The sequence below is a fragment of the Synechococcus sp. R55.8 genome (assembly GCF_047461895.1).
Taxonomy (GTDB): domain Bacteria; phylum Cyanobacteriota; class Cyanobacteriia; order Thermostichales; family Thermostichaceae; genus Thermostichus.
Map to the genome: position 1 here is coordinate 1 of NZ_JANSIB010000034.1, position 17,845 is coordinate 17,845.

Genomic DNA, 17,845 nt, shown 5'->3' on the forward strand with positions numbered 1-17,845 from the left:
GTCTCAATCTAGTTTAAAAATGACTATAACGATCAGCTGAGGTTATCCAGTTGCTCCAGCAAATCGGGATCCGCCAACTTTTGTAGGGCAAGCCGCGCGTCATCCCGCACCCCCCAATCGGGATCGCGACTGGCGCTGGTCAGCAATTGCCTTGTTAGCATCGTGTAAACAATGGGATCCTCGAGAGCCAGTTTCACCTGTTGCCCCAGGATCCCTAAGCTCCAGGCACAGTTGCCGCGTACCGCTGCGATTGGATCTTGAGCCAAGCCCCGGCAGAGAGCTGCGACCACCTCATCCAATGCCGGGCCGGGCAACGCCTGCGCCTGGGCCAGTTGTCCGAGGGCACTGGCAGCCCACAATCGCACTGCCGCGATATCCCCGGCCAACACTTCCAGCAACACCGGGTACGCCCGCGGATCCTTGGCATTGCCCAACGCCCACACCAAACCTTTGCGCACATAGCCGTTCCAATCCCAGCGCAAGCCCTCGATCAGCACCTCCACCTCAGCGGGATCCGGATTCCGACCTAGGGCATAGGCTGCTCCCACCCGCACCAACGGGCAGGGATCCCGGACTAGGGCCAGCAGGGGTTTAACGGCGCGGGGTTCTTCGATCTCACAGAAGGCGCGGGCCGCCTGCATCCGCAAATAGGGATCCGGATCCTGCAACTGCTGCAGCATCAGCTCCACATCCACCTCCGGCGGTGAGTGAGGTGGCAGCTCGTCTAGGGGCTCAAGGGGGGAAAAAGCGTCTTCTTGCATGAAAGGGTGCCCAGGTGTTGGCAGAGGGGACGGGGGCAAAACTTGCCCTTCCCCAAGGCAAAAGCCAGAGCCACAACAACCAAACCAGCAGCAGAGTTGCTGCCCATCATAAACTGCCGGGATCCTCTGCCTGATCTGCTCTTTCCGAGTGGGATCCCGGCACCCTAAGCAAGTCCGCTCCTTCCAACACCCGCGCCGAGCGGATCACATCTCCCACCTGGATGCGCTCCACCCACTCCATCCCCTCGGTGACGTAGCCGAACACGGCATAGCGCCCGTCCAAAATCGGCAGAGCAGAGAGGGTGATGTAAAACTGGGAAGAGGCTGAGTCAAGTGGGCTAGAACGGGCCATGGCCACCGCCCCCAAACGATGGGGCAAGAGCAACTTACTCAGAGCAGCGGGATCCTGGATCAAGGTGTTGTAGCGGGGGTAGGGTTCCCCACGCAGCTGAATTTCCAGGGGGATGGTGCGCAGGCGGTTGCTCCCCGGCTCTGTTGCACCCCCTGTACCGTCACCACGGGGATCCCCACCCTGCACCACAAAAGGCTGCGGATCCTTTTCCACCCGATGGAAGGTGAGGCCATTGTAAAAGCCCCGCTGAACCAAATCCACGAACTGGCCGCCGGTCAGGGGTGCCGCTTCCCCGTGGATCTCCAGGATCACCTTGCCTACCCCCTCAGCAGTTTGCACCTCCAGCTCCACCACTGCCTTCCCTTGCAGTTGCGGGCGGCTAGCATAGGCCGCCGGGATCCCCGATGTGGATTCTGACAAGGGGGGTGTGCTGCGACAAGCGGACAGGCCAAGACAGAGGTACGCCAAAACCAAGCCCGCTCTCACTCTGCAGCGGTTTATTCGCCCCGGCTTGGCGAATTTCATCTGCCCCTCCTCCTTCAATCCAATCTCCCACCCTCCAGGCGCTGCTCAACCCAGCAGGGATCCCTATTCAGGTGATTCAGATCCGCTGCGACAGTCCCAACTGCAAGGTGACGCTTTGAGCGCCATTGCTCACCCTCACACCGTAGGGGCTGATGGAGGTAACCCGCCACTCTGCTTTCACCGCATGGCCAACAGCCACCTGACGTACTACGTTGTCGATCAAAATCAGAGCCTTGGGGGCACCTGGATCGTGGATCAATCCCACCAGCTTCATCTGCGGCAGAGGCTGGGGTGGGATCCGCGCTGGCACCGGAGGCGCAGGTACCCTGGGGGGAGAGGGAAGACCAGCCCCTCTTGAAGCAAGAGGAGCGGCAACAGTCGGCGGTTTTGCCGGTTCGACCAAGACAGCCTTTGCAGAATCCTCAGGTGGAGCTTTGGGGTTTTCATCCACATCAGCAGCAGTGGGAAGCAAGGGCTCCTGGTGAGCATCGGAATGGGAAGAATTGGGTGCCTCAGCCAAGGGATCCCGAGTGGCCTGCGAAAAAACCACCGCCCGCGGGCGCAGGGTCATCCAGAAAGCCAGCCCTGCCACCAAGGTAGCGGCCAAAGCCATACCCAGCAGTAATCCTCCGGCAGCAGAGAAGCGCCGGGAAGGCAGTGGGGGCCGTGTGCCGAGGTAAGGATATTCGCCGGCTTCTGACAGCCCCTCTTCCAAGCTGTTCTCCAAATCCTCGAACAGCTCATCCAACAGAGAATCTGCCTGCTTGACTTGGCCAGACCATGCCCAAGGGGAACGACGGCCTCTGCCCGCTGAAGCATCTAACCCGGACATACAACCTCCCTAGCCTGAGCGGCGGGGATCCCGAGGAGTTGAGACACTCAGCCAACAGTTGCCGTCTATCGCCCAAAGGCTCTCAAAGGAGCCGCATTTCCGGGTACTCGGTCAACAGCGCCTCTGCCGACAGGGTGTCTCCCTCCAACTGCGGCGTCCACAGCACTTCGATGGCCACAATCCGATCTGCCGGAATCGAAGCCAGCTGCAACAGGCACTGCCGCAGATCCGCCATGGAGTTAACTACAGGTAGTGTACCCAAGTTACCACGATACGCAACCAGTAGAGTTACCAGCAGGTACTCGCCAACATCTGGGATCCCAGCAGCAGATCGCTGCAGCGCCGCTTGGGAGACTTGTTGGATCTGGTTGTTGCGGTTGCTGAGGCTTTCGACGCTGAACTTGCTGCGCTCTTGCAAGGAGGCTTGGTAGAACAGGGATTCGGCGCGAGACAAGGGCAGCCTGTCGGCTTGGGCATGGCCATAGGCCCAGTAGTCGCTGTAGCGCATCAAGCCAAGGGTGACCTCTTGCAACAGTTGGCTCAGCCCTTCTGGCGACTGAGTATCCGCCTCCAGAGCCAGGGCGTTCATGTCTTTTTGCAGTTGCCGGGCGCTGGCCAGCAGTCCCACTTTTACCTGCGCAACAGTTACCTGGGGATCGCGAACCCCAATGCTATCGTCCCCTTCTTCGGATCTGATCCCCGAGCGCAGCGTCTGCACCAAAAAGCTACCTGCCCCAACCAAGAGCAGCAGCGTCAGCAGGCCGCCACCCCCCCCTCCCCAGAAAAAGGGCACCAGCAGCGGAAAACCAAAGCCGCCTCCATAGCTGGGGTAGACAGGAGCTGAGTAGTGCGGGCCAATCGAGCGGGGGGCAGAGAACGTCGGAGACCGGAAAGATCCGCCGCCAATGCGACCGCCACTGCGTGCCCAAACAGCGCCTATGGGAGCCAGGGCCAAGGTCAAGGCCAGGGCAATGGCCAGCAGAGGCCGGCAGACGCGACCGATTCGTTTCAGCATGATCACAATGTTTTCGTCCATCACGGGGCTAGTCTTTCTTAATTCTACGCTTTCTCGTTGGCGGGAATAGGGGCGGAAACCGATCCCCCACCCGGCCATCTCACTTGTTCAATTCTTCTGTGTTGATTCTTTGTGTACTGAGCCGGCCAATGACCGTCAACCAATCGAGGCAGAGCCATGCTACGGTCTGGAAGGTTGCCAGGAGGAGGGCAAACAACAGCAATGCAAACTCAGGCTAACGTCCAAGCCGAGGAAAGAGAGCGGGCATCTTCTCCACCCCGTGCCCAGATTCGGCTGTTGGTGGTGGATATCGATGGCACGATTGCCGGGCCTTCCAACCAGGTTTCAGAGCCGGTTCGGGAGGCCATTCAGAAGGCCAAAGCAGCAGGGGTGCGAGTAGCCATCGCTACGGGTCGCATGCATCGTTCTGCCGAGCGGTTCCACTACGCGATTGGGGCCGATATGCCCCTATGCAGCTACCAGGGGGCTTTAATTCGGGATCCCGACAGCCAAAAGACCCTAAAGCACTGGAGCCTTGACTGGCCGCTGGCCGAGGAGTTGCTGCAAGTGTTGCAGGATCAGCCGGTGGGGGTTCACCTCTACATCGATGACCAGCTCTACTTACGGGAGCTGAGCCCTCTCAGTCAGGCCTATGCTGAGCGCTCTCAGGTGCCGTTCCAGATGTTCTCTTCCGCCCAATACGGACGAAGCCCCACCAAGATCCTGGCTGTTTCTGAGGATACCGAGTTCCTGCAGGAATTGCAGGGATCCCTGCGGCGGCGGTATTCCCCTGACCAGCTCTACCTCACCCGTTCAGAGCCGATTTTTCTCGAGGCTACCCATCCGGCGGTGAACAAGGGCAATGCCGTTCGTTTTTTGGCGGAGGAAATGCTGGGGTTGTCGGCGGAGCAGGTGATGGCCATTGGCGATGGCGACAACGACATTGAGATGCTGCGGTATGCGGGGATCGGGGTGGCGATGGGAAATGCCTCGCCTGCTCTGTTGCCCCATGCCGACTGGATCGCCCCTTCTGTAACAGAAGACGGGGTGGCGGCGGCCATCGAGACCTTCATCCTCAGCTAGGCAGGGATCCCATGCTGGGTCTGGCTTCTTCTCCCTTTCCTGAGGTCACCCTGCGTCCGGCGCAGCAACAGGCGTTGGCCTACCAATCGGGGCCGCTGGGGATCGCCGCCGTTCCGGGGAGCGGCAAGACCTTTATTCTGGAGCTGTTGATCGCCGATTTAATTCTCAATCGGGGGATCCCACCGGAGCGCATCGGGGTGTTCACCTACATGCGTTCGGCGCGGGGCAACTTGATCAGCCGCATCAATCAACGTTTGCAACGGGCGGGGTATCCGGATCGCTTTACCCAGGCCTTTACCCTGCATTCTTTGTCGTTGCGGGTGTTGCGGGAGGCCCCCAGCCGTTGGGAGGAGCTGTCTATTTTGGAGGGATACGAACAGGAGCGGTTGCTCAGCCGCCTGTGCCGCGCTTGGCTCGTCCGCCATACTCAGCTCTGGGAGCCGCTGATCCCCGGCGACAACAACCCGCAAAAGATCGCCCAAAACCGAGCCCAGTTCCGGCGCAGTTTCCAGCAGATGGTGCAGGTGGTCATCAGCAGGGCCAAGAATCTGCGCCTGGGGCCAGAAGTGATCCCCAGCGAGGGCTATCTGGGCTGGGCTGCTCCCATCTACGCCGGTTATCAAGCGGAATTGCGTCGCCTGGGCAAGTTAGACTACGACGACCTGGGCTGGCAAGCAGTGGATTTGATCGAGGGCAGTCCAGAGCTGCGGGAGCAGGTGCAGAACTGGTACGACTACCTGTTCGAGGATGAGGCCCAAGACAGTTCCCCCCTGCAGGAAGAGCTGCTGCGGCTGCTCAGCCAACGCACCGGCAACCTGGTGCGGGTGGGGGATCCCAACCAGAGCATCATGGGCACCTTTACCAGCGCCGAGCCGCGGCTGTTTCGCGCCTTTTGCCAGGCCAGTCCTCAGGTGGTGCTCTTGGATGAATCCAGCCGCAGCGCCCCCCAGATCATCGCTTTGGCCAACCGCCTGGTGGAGTGGGTGAATCAGCAGCACCCCATCCCGGCTTTGCGCACCGCTCTGGCCCCCCAGCCCATTCAACTGGCCACCTCCGGTGGCCAAAACCCCCCGGCCAGCGAGGGTGGTGTGGACTTTCTGCGGGTTGTCGGATCCCCGGAAGAGGAGCTGCAACAGGTGGCGCGGCAGGCCATTGCAGCCGCCCAAGCTTTTCCCGGCCAAACGGTGGCCATTCTGGTCACCACCAACGAGCTGGGGGGCAAAGCCCTCAGCTATCTCCAGGAAATGGGAGCGGAGCGGGTGATCGATCTGTTGCGGGGCAGTCCCAGTCAGCGGCGGGTGTTGTTGCAGCTCAAGGGAATCATCGACTGGTTTGCCCAGCCCACTGCCCCCACTCGCTTGGCTGCTGCTGTGGATTGCTTGGCGGATTGGGCGGGGATCCCACGTGCTGAGCTGGGACCGATGTTGAGCTGGATCCGCGCCTCTCTGCCGGAGCGGCTGCTATTTCCCAACTTTGGTGAGGCTCCCGCTCTGCCCGATGGCCCGCCTTGGCAGAACTTGGGCAGGCTGCTGCGCACCCTTGCCGGTTGGCTCCGGGCCGGGCGCTCCCCTTGGCCGGAGGTGCTGAATGTGATCGTTCAAAGCCTCTACCGCAAGCCGGAAGAGCTGTTTGTGGGTCGCTATGTAATCGATCAGCTGGAGCAGGTGCTGGGATCCCTGCCCGAAACCGATTGGCAGGAGATCGCCCAAGAATTTCAAGTGATTCTGGATCACCGCCTCAACAACTTGCCTTCGGAGATCTTCGCCTTCGACCCCGAGCCGGGCAGCATCACTGTCACGACTCTGCATCGGGCCAAGGGGCTGGAATGGGATCAGGTCTTCATCCCCCAAGTGTCGGCCTACGAGTTTCCCACCCAGTACGGGGAGCGAACCCTGGGGCTGAAGTTTTTGGATGAAGTGGATATGCAGGCAGAGGCCCTGGCTCAGTTGCGACAGCTCAGCCCCAAAGGCGGCTGGGAGCTGCAGGCCGACTCGGCCACCAAGCAAGCCTTTTTGGACTTGGCAGCGGAGCGGCTGCGGCTGCTGTATGTGGGCATCACCCGCAGCAAACGACGGCTCACCCTCTCGGTATCCAGCCAATCTCGCTTTGGCACAGAGCAGAGTTCATCTTTGGTGTTTCGGGTGTTAAGTCGCAGTTTTAGGGCCGGTTGACCGGGTGAGTCTCTCGTTCTTCATGGATTGGCAACCTGCTAGCATGGCTAAGCCCGATAGCGCTTGCGCGCCGCCTTGCGGCAATGGGGCAGTCTTTCAGAAGCTATGGATATTCTGCAATGCAACCTCGGCGTATTGCCCGCGAACTGGCCCTGCTGGGGGTCAATCAACTGCCAGCCACGGCGGCCAAACTGAGCGAAAAACAACTGGAGGACTTGCTGCTGGCAGCCATCCGCGCCCTGAGTGAAGAGACCCATGAAACCCTCTCCACAGCGGCGGCGGAAATCCAGCGCAGCGACCGTTTGTTGCACGAGAGCGATCCTCTATTGTTGGCCGATTCGGATCCCAAGGAAGAGGGTGGATCCCGCTCCGTCACCCTCCGCCTTCAGCAGGCCCAACGACACCTGCAGCGCCTGGAAATCACTCTGAAGGAGGCGGACGTTCCTGACCCCAATGCCTTACGGGGGGAATTGCTGGAGCTAATCCAGCAGGTGCAAGTGGCCCTCGGCAACGCCGGCCAAGCCTTAGAACACCTGGAACAGCGGCTGCACAGCGTCCGCCACATCTTGGATGAGGTTGTCCAGTTGTCCCAAAGAGCAGTCAACCGGGTGGGCGTTGCCCTGTCCATGCCGGAACTGTTGTACATTGCCCAATCCCAAGAAGTGCGCGCCTACGCTTTGCAACTGTTAACTGCCCTGCGAACCCACAAGGAGGCGATTGATGCTCGTTTGCAAAAGGCTTTGGTGGGTTGGCAATTGCAGCGGGTTGGTCGGATCGAACGAGATATCCTGCGCCTGGCGGTGGTGGAGATGGAAATACTGGCCAGCAGCCCCGTGAAGGTTGCCATCAACGAAGCTGTAGAATTGGCCAAAAAATACGGGGATCCTGAGGCCGCCGCTTTCGTCAACGGAGTGCTGCGACGGGTAGTGGACAGCCAGATGGAGACCCACCGGGGTCGGGATCCCTCCCTCCCTGGTTCTGGTTCCGGGGGCTGAGCAGATCACTGGGGATCTTCCTTGCCAGGATAAAAGTCGGGATCCATCACCTGCTCAAATGTGTAGGGACACTGGGCAGGCAGATCTGCTTCAGACAATGGTGTTTCTCTCACCACCAACAGGATCCCGTCCTGGTGAGCCTCTTGCAGGGCTGCCGAAAGATCGGGCTTGAGGCTGGGACTGTCTTTGAGCAATCGCTGGATCTGGCGGCGTTGTTCAGTAATCGTTGCCCGCCAACTTTTGCCTCGCAGGTGGGGTTGCAATTGCCACTTCAGCAAATGCCCTACCAGGATCCCCAGCCGGTGCAGCAATTCCCGGCGTTCTTGCCTGCCCAAAGCCTCGATTTCCTCCACCAAGTTGGCGATATCCAGTTGATCCCACTGCCCCGATTTCAGCAGTGCGGCTTGCTTTTGCGTCCAGGCATAGAAGTCGTACTCGTAAAGTTGCATGCTTCCTTACCCTGAGCCCATCGATTTCCCGGACTAGGCCAAATCCGGGAATGCTTGCGGAAAGCGGGTTTTGCCGGTTGGTTGGGGAAAGCGGGCGATGAGACTCGAACTCACGACATCCAGCTTGGGAAGCTAGCGTTCTACCACTGAACTACGCCCGCGTAAATCAATCTCAAGTTTAGCAAGCTGAAACCCTTGCTGAATCTAACCTATCACGTTCCCGACCCCTTGAGTAGGTGGGGAGTCGGGGGGCATATTTTGCCCGCAATTTGACCAGCAGGGAATGACGTCGAGAGACAAAGCTATCGTGCATGCTGGGGCAGGGCGAGAGTGGGTTAATCATCTTTCACGTGGGATCCCTGGTACAACTGAGGCAGTATTCTGTCTGCGGCCTATGTCCAGCATCCTCCTGCTCTCCGGTAGTCCCAGCACTCCTTCTCGCTCAGAAGCCGTTTTACATCACGCTGCCGGGATCCTGTCCGATCTGGGATTGACCACTCAGTTTGTTTCGGTGCGGGATTTGCCCCCAGAGGATCTGGCACTGGCCAAGTTCGATAGCCCTCAACTCAAGGCAATTCAGCAAAAGGTGGCCCAAGCTACCGGGATCGTCATCTCTGCTCCCGTTTACAAAGCCTCCTATCCAGGTGTGTTGAAGGCACTGCTGGATTTGCTGGATCAAGACGCCTTTACCGGTAAAGTGATTCTCCCCATTGCCACCGGGGGAACCCTGGCCCATCTGCTGTCCATCGACTTTGCGATGAAACCTGTGCTGGCGGTGATGGGGGCAACCCACATCCTGAGAGGGGTTTATATCCTGAGTTCTCAAATTCAGTTGGACGCTGCCGGAACACTACAGCTAGAGGCCGACATCGAGGAACGTCTGCGAGCAGGGCTGCAGGCACTTGCGCAGGCGGTGAGATAGAAGAAATCAGCACTTCGGGAGACTGGCCGAATACGGGATTGGTGCCCTGGGCCCGGAACCGGTTGCGGCAATCTATTCCGAAAAGTGCATAGGTGATTGCCCAGTCAGGCCCGAGAAGCCGCGGAAGAGCCGACGGCAAGGGATCCCTTTTGCGGGTATGGCCGGATTAAATTTCTATAAATCCCCCAAAAAACCTGCAAAACCGTAAGTTATGATACAGACATAGGATAAATCGTTCATCTCTGCAGTTGGCTCACCAGTGGCCTGGAGCTGTGCAGAGACGGAAGTAGGGGTCTTCCCGAAGGAACGCGCCTCAACTGAATCGCGCCACTCTTTCCGTGGCGTAGAGCCCAACGACAACAAACTCAACCCTTCGTTGATGGAGGCGATATATGAAACTCTCTTTCCGTGGCAACACCTTTGACTACGTTCCTGCGCATACTCAGCTCAGCGATGAGGAGTTGCAGGCTCAGTATCGCGGTCAAACCTTCTGTGTGCACCACACCAGCAAGAAAGCGATGCCTCACCCTCATCAGCCCCTGACCTACCGGGGCGTAAGCTACTGAGGTGAATACTTTTCACCCTTGTTCTAGGTGAGCTGGGGATCCACTGGAGATCTCCATAGAGATTCGGAAAAGACCGAGCGGCCCCGTTTGGGGTCGTTTTTTGAGGCAAAGCAACACCCCCAGAAGGAGCAGCACCCGTTCCACCTGAGAAGCAAGTAGATGGGTCTGGGCCTGCCGAGTTGAGTTTGAACGAGTTGAGTTTGAAATGGGAGCGATGCCGAGGCAGGGTGCGCTAAGATGCGGTTCCAAGCGATAATGGCCTTAGCAACTTGCCCTACGGGGATCCGCTGCGATGGAAGCGTTTTTCGAGTTTCTCTGGTCGGCTTCGGCCATCTTGCTGGTGATCTTGGTGCTGCTGCACAGCCCTAAGGGGGATGGGTTGGCGGGCATTGGCGGGCAGGCCCAGCTGTTCTCCAGCTCCAAGAGTGCTGAGCAAAACCTCAACCGCATCACCTGGACGGTAGCGACCCTTTTCCTCTCCATCAGCGTGGTGTTGGGGGCGGGCTGGCTCTCGGCAGCCACAGGGCCATAGGGATCCCTTTCCGTGTTGGCCATTTACCTGCATGGATTCGGCTCTGGGCCGCAGTCGGCCAAGGCAACTTTCTTTCGGCAGCGGCTGCAGCAGGTGGGGATCCCTGTTCAGGTGCCTGATCTGAACCAGGACAATTTTGCCCAGCTCACCTTGACCCGCCAGATCCAGCAGGTTTCCAGCCAGCTTGCCGAGATGAACTACCCCCCTGTCACCCTCATCGGCTCTAGCTTGGGGGGCCTGGTGGCTGCTTGGGTTGCCGAACGACAACCTTGCGTGCAGCGCTTGGTGCTCTTGGCGCCGGCTTTTGGCTTTTTAGGCCATTGGCTGCCGCGGCTGGGGGCAGAGGCGGTGGAGACTTGGCAGCGAACCGGACAACTCATGGTGTTTCACTACGGAGAAGGCCGCCCTCTCCCTTTGGAGTACGGCTTTGTTGCCGATGCCCAACGCTACCCGGATGGGGCGTTGCGACGGCCTGTGCCCACCCTAATTGTGCACGGGATCCAAGATGAAACCATCCCCATTCAAGCCAGCCGAGACTACGTGGCCCGTCGCCCCTGGGCCCAACTGGTGGCGGTGGAGAGTGACCACGCCCTGACGGATGTGTTGGATCCCATCTGGCAGATCACCAGCCGCTTCTGCGGGTGGGGGATGGAGACGGGGCAGTAGGGTTGTTAAGGGGATCCCTGTCCCGTGCTTGCCCATTCGCGAAAGCGTCGCGTAGCGATAATGTCTATGCAATCCAAAGTGCTGTGCCTACAACAGGGGAAGGCTGACGTGACTGCCGGCTTGCTCTTCGATATGGACGGGGTGATTGTGGATTCGGAACCAATCCATGCCCGCGCCGGGGCCATTGCCCTGCAACGCTGCCACCTATCCCTGGATTTGGCCCCCATCTCCCTGCAGTTCAAGGGGCGCACCGACCGCGACATGTTCGAGTACCTTGTCCAACACCAGACGGACACCCCACCTGCAGAACGGCCCCTGCTGGTGCAGCGCTTGATCGAGGAAAAGGCCAAGGCTTTTGGCGAGCTGCTGGCAGAGGTACCCCTGGTGCCGGGGGTGCTGGAGTTTTTGGCGGCCAGCCGCCAGCGCTTTTCTGCCCTGGCCGTCACCACTTCGGCCATCCGCCGGGATCAAGCGCAGATTTTCCAGCGCTTCGACCTGCACCGCTGGTTTGACGCGGTGATTACCGCCGAAGACATTCAGCGGGCCAAGCCCGACCCAGAGCCTTACCTGAAAACGGCTGCCGCTGTGGGGTTGGATCCGGCGTTGTGTTGGGTGATTGAAGATTCTACCCATGGGATCCGCGCCGCTAAGGGGGCTGGCTGTTTTGCGGTGGGCCTCACCACGGCTTTCACCGCCGAGGAACTGCGCCACGCCGGGGCAGATGTGGTGGTGGACAGCTTTGCGGAGTTGGCCGCACTCCTGTTCGCGAGAGCGTCGCGTAGCGATAACCTGCCTGTGTAGGGAGCCCAGCCCATTCGCGAGAGCGTCGCGTAGCGATATGCCAGCACCCACTTTTTTGCGGCAGGCCCTGGATCGCTATCCGTTTGCTTCGCGGCGACGGGTGGTGATGGGCAGACAGGGATCCGTGGCCACCAGCCAACCTTTGGCGGCAATGGCGGGCATGGAGATGTTCTGGGCGGGCGGCAATGCTGTGGATGCAGCCGTGGCAATGGCGGTGGCTTTGACGGTGGTGGAGCCAACCTCCAATGGCATTGGCGGCGATGCCTTTGCTCTGGTGTGGGAGGGGGGAGAGAAGGGTCGGCTGTATGGGTTGAATGCTTCCGGTCGCAGCCCAGCCGCCCTGACGCCGGAGCGGTACCGGGACCATGGGCGGATCCCCCCCTACGATTGGTTAGCGGTGACGGTGCCGGGGGCAGTTTCCGCTTGGCAGACCTTGCACCGGCGCTGGGGAAAGCTGCCGTTCGAGCGTCTGTTTGTGCCTGCCCTTCGTCTGGCGCAAGAGGGATTTCCGGTCTCTCCCCGGGTGGCCCAACTGTGGCAGGCGGCGGAGTCCATCTATTTGCCCCTGCCAGATCCGCGCCACGACGCCTTCAAGGCCGTTTTCTTTCCCCAAGGGCGTGCCCCACGGGCTGGAGAGCGCTGGAGCAGCCCCCTGCATGCCCAAACCCTAGAAGAGATTGCCCGTAGCGGTGGGGAGAGTTTTTACCGGGGGGAGCTGGCGGAGAAGTTGCTGGCTTTCTCGGAGGCCACGGGCGGCTTCCTGTCCCCCGCTGACTTGGCCCAGCACCGGGCCGATTGGGTGGAACCCATCCATACAGATTACCGCGGCTACACCGTCTGGGAGATCCCCCCCAACGGGCAGGGCATTGCCGCTTTGATGGCGCTCAACCTTTTGGAGGGTTTTGAGCTGGGTCGGATCTCCTACGATGCCGGCGAGCGCTATCACCTGCAGATTGAGGCAATGAAGCTGGCCTTTGCCGATGTGAGCCGACAGGTGGCGGATCCGGAGTATGTGCGGGTCAGTCCTGCCCAGATGCTGGATAAGGCTTATGCGCAGCGGCGGCGGCAGTTGATCGGGAGGGAGGCGATCCCCCTGGCCCAGCCAGGGCTGCCGGAGGGGGGAACGGTTTATCTGGCTGCAGCTGATGGTGAGTTGATGGTGTCTTTGATTCAGTCGAATTTCGATGGCTTCGGCAGTGGTCTGCTGGTTCCGGGCACGGGCATTGCTCTCCACAACCGCGGCACGGGTTTCACCCTGGAGCCCGGCCATCCCAACCAGGTGGGCCCCCGCAAGCGCCCCTACCACACGATCATCCCCGCTTTTCTATCCAGAGAAGGGATCCCTCTCGGCCCTTTTGGTGTGATGGGAGGGACGATGCAGCCCCAAGGTCATGTGCAGGTGGTGGTGAACTTGGTGGATTACGGCCTGAACCCCCAGGCGGCTCTGGATGCGCCCCGCTGGCGAGTGCTGTGGGATCAGGGGATCCCGCAGGTGGCGCTGGAGAGCACGGTGCCGCCCCAGGTGGTGCGCGAACTCTCCGCCCGCGGCCATGCGGTGCAGGTGGTGGAGGCAGAAGAGGATTACGGTCTTTTTGGCCGGGGACAGATCCTCTTGCGGGATGGGGATCACTTCATTGCGGCTTCCGAACCCCGTGCCGATGGCCTAGCCCTGGCGTGGTAGAGTGCCTAGCTCATCACCATGCCACCATCGATGGCAAAAACCTGTCCCGTGATGTAGGCCGCCGCCGGATCTGCCGCCAAAAAACGCACCAGCCCCGCCACTTCTGCCGGGGATCCCAGTCGCCCCAGGGGGATCTGCGCCAAAATCGGGCCGGGATCCAGTTTTTCGGTCATTTGGGTGGTGATGAACCCCGGTGCCACGGCGTTGACGGTGATGTTGCGGCTGGCCAGCTCGCGAGCTGCTGTCTTGGTGAGGCCCACCACCCCTGCTTTGGCGGCGCTGTAGTTGGCCTGGCCGGCATTGCCCACCAAGCCCACCACCGAGGTGATGTTGATGATGCGCCCCTGGCGCTGCTTCACCATGATCTTGGCGGCTGCCTTCAGGCAGAGAAAGACCCCCGTCAGGTTGAGATCCAGCACCGCCTGCCAATCTTCTGGCTTCATGCGCAGCAGCAGGGTGTCGCGGGCCATGCCGGCATTGTTCACCAGCACATCCACCCGACCCCACCGCTCCATCACCTGGGCAAACAGGCTCTCCACCGCCTCTGGGCAAGACACATCGGCGGCCACAGGGATCCCTTCTCCCCCCAGGGCCGCGATCTCCTCCACCAGGGACTCGGCTTCGGCAGCGGAGCGGGCGTAGTTGATCGCCACTTTTGCTCCAATGGCCCCCAGGTGCAGGGCAATCGCCCGGCCAATGCCCCGGCTGGCTCCGGTGACCACAGCCACCCGGTCTTGGAGGGAAGGCAAAGGGAGAAGCTCAGACATAAGCGGCAGGTTCCTCGTGATTCGGACAGCGTGATTAGGACAGCCGCAACAGTATAGGATGCTTTGGGGCCGTCTGGCTGCCACGGACTTCCCGGCAACCGCCTGCGCCATGTCCGTCCTAACCGCCGATGGCCTCGGCAGGAGGGATCCCGTGGTTCCAAGCGGCCACCCTGACGGCAAGATTTGTTGCTGGAGGGATTCGCATGGCACAAAAGTGCAGGAGCTTTGGGCGTTGCACCAATGGGTGAGCAGAGCCAGATTAAGATCAGAAGCTGGGCCCCATCGCGTCAGCGGGCCGTAGGCCTTGCAGAGGAACTGTCCATGCAAGTGGAGTTTCGCGAGTGCGATCCGGGAAATCTGTGGATCTGGTTTGAGTTTGCCGAGCCGCCGGTCGAAGCTGAGCTGGAGTACCTCAACGAGGTGCTGGAGTCGTGGTACGTGCTGGGCAAACTGGGCGGATTTAACGCCGAGCGCCTGGTGGCCCAAGAGGCCGAGGTGGATCTGAGCTATCTGGAGTATCCCAACGAATCGGATCCCTTGCCTTCCCTAATGCACAACATGGGATCCCTGGAAGAGAAGGACAACTGGGCCCGCTGCTGGTTTGATCTGGGCACCGCCGATGCGATGGCGCTGGATGTGTTGATCAACGCCCTGCGCACCCTCAGCCTGGAATACATCGGCCTCAGCCGCGTGATTATCGGCGGGCAAAATGAGGATTGGCCAACGGCGGATCCGGAGGAGATGGATGACATGGATGACTACGATCTAAACGGCTATGTGCGGGATCACAGGGAGGAGGAAGGAGGGCTGGAATAGCGGGATCCCTGCCTACTCCAAGTAGCCCAGCTCTTGCATCTGCCGCACCAAGTCGGCATCGCTTTCCACATTCACCTTGCGAGGAGCCGTGCTAGGCCGCCGGGACTCTGCCCAGCTCACCCACGTTCTCAGCCCCTGCTGTAGGCGAGCCAGCCAAGCCTGGGGGGAAAGGGATCCCCAGCCGGCTTCCCCCGCCGACCCGTCGTGACAGCGTTGCGGATCAGCATCAGGGAGAGAGGACACGGGATCCCCGTCGCCGACCCAAAGCAGATCCCGCAGCTCCGCCGGATCCTGCTCCAAGTTGTAGAGGCTGGGACGATCCCCCGTTTGGATGAGCTTGGTCATCCCCTCATAGAGGGCACGGCGGATGTCGTAACAGGCACGCGCCCGCAGCAGGCTGTCGTTACGGCTTTCCATAGCCCGAATGAGGAGGTGGGGCGGGAAGGCTTCGCTGAGCACTGTTCCCTGCTCGGGATCTTCCCCTGCCAAGGTGCGGGCCAAGCTGAGGCGGGCGACCTCGCGGCGGAGCTTGAGGCTGACACAGGGGGCACCGTTGGGGGAAAGGTTGGGGCTAAAGCCGGCAGCTTCCAGGAGGGTATGGAAGAGGCGGCGGGTGGAAACGGGGGTGGCAATGCGTTTTCCTGCCGGGAAGTGGCCGGGATAGCGCAGGATGAGGGGCACGCGGATCAGCTCTTCGTAGACCACAAAGGCGTGGCCGACGAAGTCGTGTTCTCCCAGGCCTTCGCCGTGATCGGCGACGATGGCCACCAGCGTGTTCTGCTCCAGGCCGGTGTGGCGCAGGGTGTCGAAGACGGATCCCAGTAGGTGATCTTGGTAGGCCACCTCAGCATCGTAGATATCCCGCAGCACCTGCGCTTGCAGTGGAGAAAGGGGCTGCGGCAGGGGCGCCATCCAGCGGTAGGGCTGGGCGTTGTATTGGCGCAAAAAGTCGCGGGCCTCGCGGTTGCTTTTGAAATAGGGGGCGTATTTCTGCACAAAGGGCTCCGGCGGCCAGTAGGGCAGATGGGGCTCCATCAGGTTGACAAAGCAAAAGAAGGGCCGTGCTCCGGGATCCGACCGGCGGCGGGCCATCTGCTGCAGGTAGCGGTTGAGGTCGGCAATCGAGGCGGCGGTGTTGCCTTTGAAGTTGAGCAGGCGGGTCCAGAGGGAGGCAAACCAGGGGTGCAGCGCCAGCTGGAAGAGGGCGTCGGAGCGGGCAAAGGCGTTTTGCACCGGATAGGAGAGCCGCCGCCAAAATTGGGTGTAGGCGGCCAGCCAGCGGTTCAAGGGGGCGGGCAAGGGGGTGCCTTCGGGGGGGCGGGTGGGCAGAGCGCCACCGTAGTTGTAAAAGGTTTCAAAGCCGCGCCGCAAGCCGTTTTTCAGGATCCCCACCAGAGGGTTGTTGCAAAAGCCCACAGTGGTATAGCCGCTCAGCTGCAACAGCTCTGCCAGGGTGGGCAGGGCGGGGCTCAGCTCCAGATCTGCTTGGACAGTCTGGTGGGTGCTGGGATATTCCCCCGTAAACAGGGAAGCGTGGGAGGGGATGGTCCATTGGGCAGGGGCGATGGCCCGCTCGAAGAGGGTGGATTCGGCGGCCAGCCGATCCAGGTTGGGGCTGGTGGGCAGTTGGCGGGCACGCTCCGCTTCTGACCAATAGCAGGAGAGACGATCCGCCCGCTGGGTATCCAGCACGATCAGCAGGATGTTGGGGCGTTCTACGGCAGCAGCGCCGGCCCTTGCGGGGGAATGTCCTGTTTGCGCCACTCGGACGGAGTCCTCAAAGCTCACCACAACTCACCCGATACTTTTCCTTAAAGGTATCCCTATCCTGCCATGCTCTCGGCCAGCTTTCTGCTTCCCCCACCGCCTCCTCAGGGCAAAGTGAGCTGGGTTTGGCTGTTGCCCTGGATCCGAGCGGTGTTGGCCTGCCAATCCAGGATCCCTTGGTTGCCTCTGACAGTCAAAGCCTGGCCGGGCTGGCGGTAGCGCACGTTGCCCTGGGCCTGCAGCTGGGTGGAGCCGATGCGCCAGCGGATCTCCTGGGCCTGCAGCTCTTGACCGGTTTGCTCGGCTTTGGCTTGCCCGTTGCCCAATATGCGCAACTCGGTTAGAGGCAGGGGAGCCCGCAACTGCTCGCCCCTGAGGCGCAAAGCTTGTAAGGGAGCGTAAACCTCTACAGACCCTACTGCCTGCACTTCCCCGACGCCAAATTGCCACAGAAAACGGCTGGCAGCCAGCTCCAGATCCGGATCCCGGTACTCTGCCCGCACCGGCTGAGTGGGATCCCAGTTCTCCAGCTGCATCTGGGCTTGGCCAAAATCAACGAGCAGCCGATCCCCCCACAGGGATCCCTGGCCCTCCAACAGCTCCACTTTCACCTGGCCCTCAGCTTGGAGGAGGCGCTGTTCCGGCAGCCATTCCACCCGCTGGGCCTGCAGACGCAGGTTGTCTCGCTCCGATTCCACCTCGACTTGACCCGTCAATTCCAGACGTCGTTCGCCGGGGTAGGCAGAGCCTTGCTCGGCGCGGGTGCGGATGGCGCGGTTGTCTTCGTCGAAGAATTCCCCCTCAACGGCCTGCAAATGGGCGGATCCCAACTGCACAGGAGCGGCACCATTTTCTGGGGGGGACTCATATTCGGCCAGGCGAGCCTGTAAGCGCCAAAGAATGCCGCCGTCGGGCCTGGCTTGGGTGAGGGTGATGTCTTCGTAGATCAACTGGGGGGTGGAGATGGGCTCGGAAGGCGCATCGGGATCCCACTCCGGCCCGCCACAGCCCGCGCTCAGCAGGGCCAAAACGGCCAGGAAACGGAGGACAGACAAAGACCTGGACTGCATGGATCTTCCTTGGGGGCTTTCTCCCCTACCCTAGCTTTCTTAGGACTCCGTCCCGCTGGCGCGATCAGCCGTAT

The 17,845-nt window shown here is 60.9% G+C and carries 18 protein-coding genes, 1 tRNA gene and 1 riboswitch; of the genes, 10 read left to right on the top strand and 9 right to left on the bottom strand.

Annotated features, from left to right (window positions below; all coding sequences use genetic code 11):
- Window positions 1-32 precede the first annotated feature (32 nt).
- The 4 genes from NW829_RS05110 to NW829_RS05125 form a co-directional block, all read right to left on the bottom strand.
- The gene (locus NW829_RS05110) at window positions 33-761 is read right to left on the bottom strand and encodes a HEAT repeat domain-containing protein (protein ID WP_414343657.1); all 729 of its coding nucleotides are present in this window, start codon (window positions 759-761) and stop codon (window positions 33-35) included.
- Between the two features lie 106 nt (window positions 762-867).
- Complete coding sequence (locus NW829_RS05115) at window positions 868-1,533, bottom strand: peptidylprolyl isomerase (protein WP_414416582.1); 666 nt, start codon at window positions 1,531-1,533, stop codon at window positions 868-870.
- A 181-nt stretch (window positions 1,534-1,714) separates the two neighbouring features.
- Window positions 1,715-2,470, bottom strand: a complete 756-nt coding sequence (locus NW829_RS05120; RefSeq protein WP_414330350.1) for a hypothetical protein — start codon at window positions 2,468-2,470, stop codon at window positions 1,715-1,717.
- An 82-nt stretch (window positions 2,471-2,552) separates the two neighbouring features.
- A complete protein-coding gene (locus tag NW829_RS05125) occupies window positions 2,553-3,506 on the bottom strand; it encodes a DUF1517 domain-containing protein (protein ID WP_414416583.1) in 954 nt (317 codons plus the stop codon).
- A gap of 201 nt (window positions 3,507-3,707) precedes the next feature.
- On the opposite strand from NW829_RS05125, the gene NW829_RS05130 reads away from it, so the two are divergent.
- The 3 genes from NW829_RS05130 to nusB all read left to right on the top strand — a co-directional run bounded on the left by NW829_RS05130 (window position 3,708) and on the right by nusB (window position 7,734).
- Window positions 3,708-4,568: a Cof-type HAD-IIB family hydrolase gene (locus tag NW829_RS05130; RefSeq protein ID WP_414416584.1), complete on the top strand. Its 861-nt coding sequence runs from the start codon at window positions 3,708-3,710 to the stop codon at window positions 4,566-4,568.
- 11 nt (window positions 4,569-4,579) lie between these two features.
- On the top strand, window positions 4,580-6,739 hold the full coding sequence (locus NW829_RS05135; protein WP_414412973.1) for an ATP-dependent helicase: 2,160 nt from the start codon (window positions 4,580-4,582) through the stop codon (window positions 6,737-6,739).
- Window positions 6,740-6,858: 119 nt separating this feature from the next.
- Window positions 6,859-7,734 (top strand): transcription antitermination factor NusB, encoded by an 876-nt coding sequence (nusB, locus tag NW829_RS05140; RefSeq protein WP_414331399.1) that lies wholly within the window; start codon window positions 6,859-6,861, stop codon window positions 7,732-7,734.
- Window positions 7,735-7,739: 5 nt separating this feature from the next.
- On the opposite strand, the gene NW829_RS05145 is transcribed toward nusB, so the two are convergent.
- Both NW829_RS05145 and NW829_RS05150 read right to left on the bottom strand, forming a co-directional pair.
- Window positions 7,740-8,183, bottom strand: a complete 444-nt coding sequence (locus NW829_RS05145) for a DUF29 domain-containing protein (protein WP_414331397.1) — start codon at window positions 8,181-8,183, stop codon at window positions 7,740-7,742.
- 89 nt (window positions 8,184-8,272) lie between these two features.
- Window positions 8,273-8,344 (bottom strand) — tRNA-Gly (locus tag NW829_RS05150).
- Between the two features lie 233 nt (window positions 8,345-8,577).
- Here NW829_RS05150 and ssuE point away from each other — a divergent pair.
- The 6 genes from ssuE (at window position 8,578) to NW829_RS05180 (ending at window position 13,351) form a co-directional block, all read left to right on the top strand.
- Complete coding sequence (gene ssuE / locus NW829_RS05155) at window positions 8,578-9,105, top strand: NADPH-dependent FMN reductase (RefSeq protein ID WP_414409402.1); 528 nt, start codon at window positions 8,578-8,580, stop codon at window positions 9,103-9,105.
- Between the two features lie 231 nt (window positions 9,106-9,336).
- A riboswitch (Glutamine riboswitch) is annotated at window positions 9,337-9,418 on the top strand.
- 79 nt (window positions 9,419-9,497) lie between these two features.
- Window positions 9,498-9,671 (top strand): DUF4278 domain-containing protein, encoded by a 174-nt coding sequence (locus NW829_RS05160; protein ID WP_083757650.1) that lies wholly within the window; start codon window positions 9,498-9,500, stop codon window positions 9,669-9,671.
- Between the two features lie 292 nt (window positions 9,672-9,963).
- Window positions 9,964-10,203 (top strand): preprotein translocase subunit SecG, encoded by a 240-nt coding sequence (gene secG, locus NW829_RS05165; protein ID WP_011433676.1) that lies wholly within the window; start codon window positions 9,964-9,966, stop codon window positions 10,201-10,203.
- Between the two features lie 12 nt (window positions 10,204-10,215).
- On the top strand, window positions 10,216-10,869 hold the full coding sequence (locus NW829_RS05170) for a YqiA/YcfP family alpha/beta fold hydrolase (RefSeq protein WP_414416585.1): 654 nt from the start codon (window positions 10,216-10,218) through the stop codon (window positions 10,867-10,869).
- Between the two features lie 66 nt (window positions 10,870-10,935).
- On the top strand, window positions 10,936-11,670 hold the full coding sequence (locus NW829_RS05175) for an HAD family hydrolase (RefSeq protein WP_414343669.1): 735 nt from the start codon (window positions 10,936-10,938) through the stop codon (window positions 11,668-11,670).
- A 37-nt stretch (window positions 11,671-11,707) separates the two neighbouring features.
- Window positions 11,708-13,351 carry a gamma-glutamyltransferase family protein gene (locus NW829_RS05180; protein ID WP_414416586.1) on the top strand — a complete coding sequence of 548 codons (1,644 nt, stop codon included), beginning with the start codon at window positions 11,708-11,710 and terminating at the stop codon, window positions 13,349-13,351.
- 5 nt (window positions 13,352-13,356) lie between these two features.
- On the opposite strand, the gene fabG is transcribed toward NW829_RS05180, so the two are convergent.
- A complete protein-coding gene (gene fabG, locus NW829_RS05185; RefSeq protein WP_011433672.1) occupies window positions 13,357-14,118 on the bottom strand; it encodes a 3-oxoacyl-[acyl-carrier-protein] reductase in 762 nt (253 codons plus the stop codon).
- 321 nt (window positions 14,119-14,439) lie between these two features.
- Between fabG and NW829_RS05190 the strand changes: the two genes are divergently transcribed.
- Complete coding sequence (locus tag NW829_RS05190) at window positions 14,440-14,934, top strand: DUF3531 family protein (RefSeq protein ID WP_414343673.1); 495 nt, start codon at window positions 14,440-14,442, stop codon at window positions 14,932-14,934.
- A gap of 12 nt (window positions 14,935-14,946) precedes the next feature.
- Here the strand turns inward: NW829_RS05190 and NW829_RS05195 are convergent, their stop codons facing one another.
- A complete protein-coding gene (locus NW829_RS05195) occupies window positions 14,947-16,722 on the bottom strand; it encodes a sulfatase (RefSeq protein WP_414416587.1) in 1,776 nt (591 codons plus the stop codon).
- Between the two features lie 83 nt (window positions 16,723-16,805).
- Window positions 16,806-17,771 carry an LPS export ABC transporter periplasmic protein LptC gene (gene lptC / locus NW829_RS05200; RefSeq protein WP_414416588.1) on the bottom strand — a complete coding sequence of 322 codons (966 nt, stop codon included), beginning with the start codon at window positions 17,769-17,771 and terminating at the stop codon, window positions 16,806-16,808.
- Window positions 17,772-17,845 lie beyond the last annotated feature (74 nt).

Bases quoted from the DNA above. Each gene is read 5' to 3' on its own strand.
- NW829_RS05110 (WP_414343657.1), bottom strand. From the start codon at position 761: ATGCAAGAAGACGCTTTTTCCCCCCTTGAGCCCCTAGACGAGCTGCCA.
- NW829_RS05120 (WP_414330350.1), bottom strand. From the start codon at position 2,470: ATGTCCGGGTTAGATGCTTCAGCGGGCAGAGGCCGTCGTTCCCCTTGG.
- NW829_RS05125 (WP_414416583.1), bottom strand. From the start codon at position 3,506: ATGGACGAAAACATTGTGATCATGCTGAAACGAATCGGTCGCGTCTGC.
- NW829_RS05130 (WP_414416584.1), top strand. From the start codon at position 3,708: ATGCAAACTCAGGCTAACGTCCAAGCCGAGGAAAGAGAGCGGGCATCT.
- NW829_RS05135 (WP_414412973.1), top strand. From the start codon at position 4,580: ATGCTGGGTCTGGCTTCTTCTCCCTTTCCTGAGGTCACCCTGCGTCCG.
- nusB (WP_414331399.1), top strand. From the start codon at position 6,859: ATGCAACCTCGGCGTATTGCCCGCGAACTGGCCCTGCTGGGGGTCAAT.
- NW829_RS05145 (WP_414331397.1), bottom strand. From the start codon at position 8,183: ATGCAACTTTACGAGTACGACTTCTATGCCTGGACGCAAAAGCAAGCC.
- ssuE (WP_414409402.1), top strand. From the start codon at position 8,578: ATGTCCAGCATCCTCCTGCTCTCCGGTAGTCCCAGCACTCCTTCTCGC.
- NW829_RS05160 (WP_083757650.1), top strand. From the start codon at position 9,498: ATGAAACTCTCTTTCCGTGGCAACACCTTTGACTACGTTCCTGCGCAT.
- secG (WP_011433676.1), top strand. From the start codon at position 9,964: ATGGAAGCGTTTTTCGAGTTTCTCTGGTCGGCTTCGGCCATCTTGCTG.
- NW829_RS05175 (WP_414343669.1), top strand. From the start codon at position 10,936: ATGCAATCCAAAGTGCTGTGCCTACAACAGGGGAAGGCTGACGTGACT.
- NW829_RS05180 (WP_414416586.1), top strand. From the start codon at position 11,708: ATGCCAGCACCCACTTTTTTGCGGCAGGCCCTGGATCGCTATCCGTTT.
- fabG (WP_011433672.1), bottom strand. From the start codon at position 14,118: ATGTCTGAGCTTCTCCCTTTGCCTTCCCTCCAAGACCGGGTGGCTGTG.
- NW829_RS05190 (WP_414343673.1), top strand. From the start codon at position 14,440: ATGCAAGTGGAGTTTCGCGAGTGCGATCCGGGAAATCTGTGGATCTGG.
- lptC (WP_414416588.1), bottom strand. From the start codon at position 17,771: ATGCAGTCCAGGTCTTTGTCTGTCCTCCGTTTCCTGGCCGTTTTGGCC.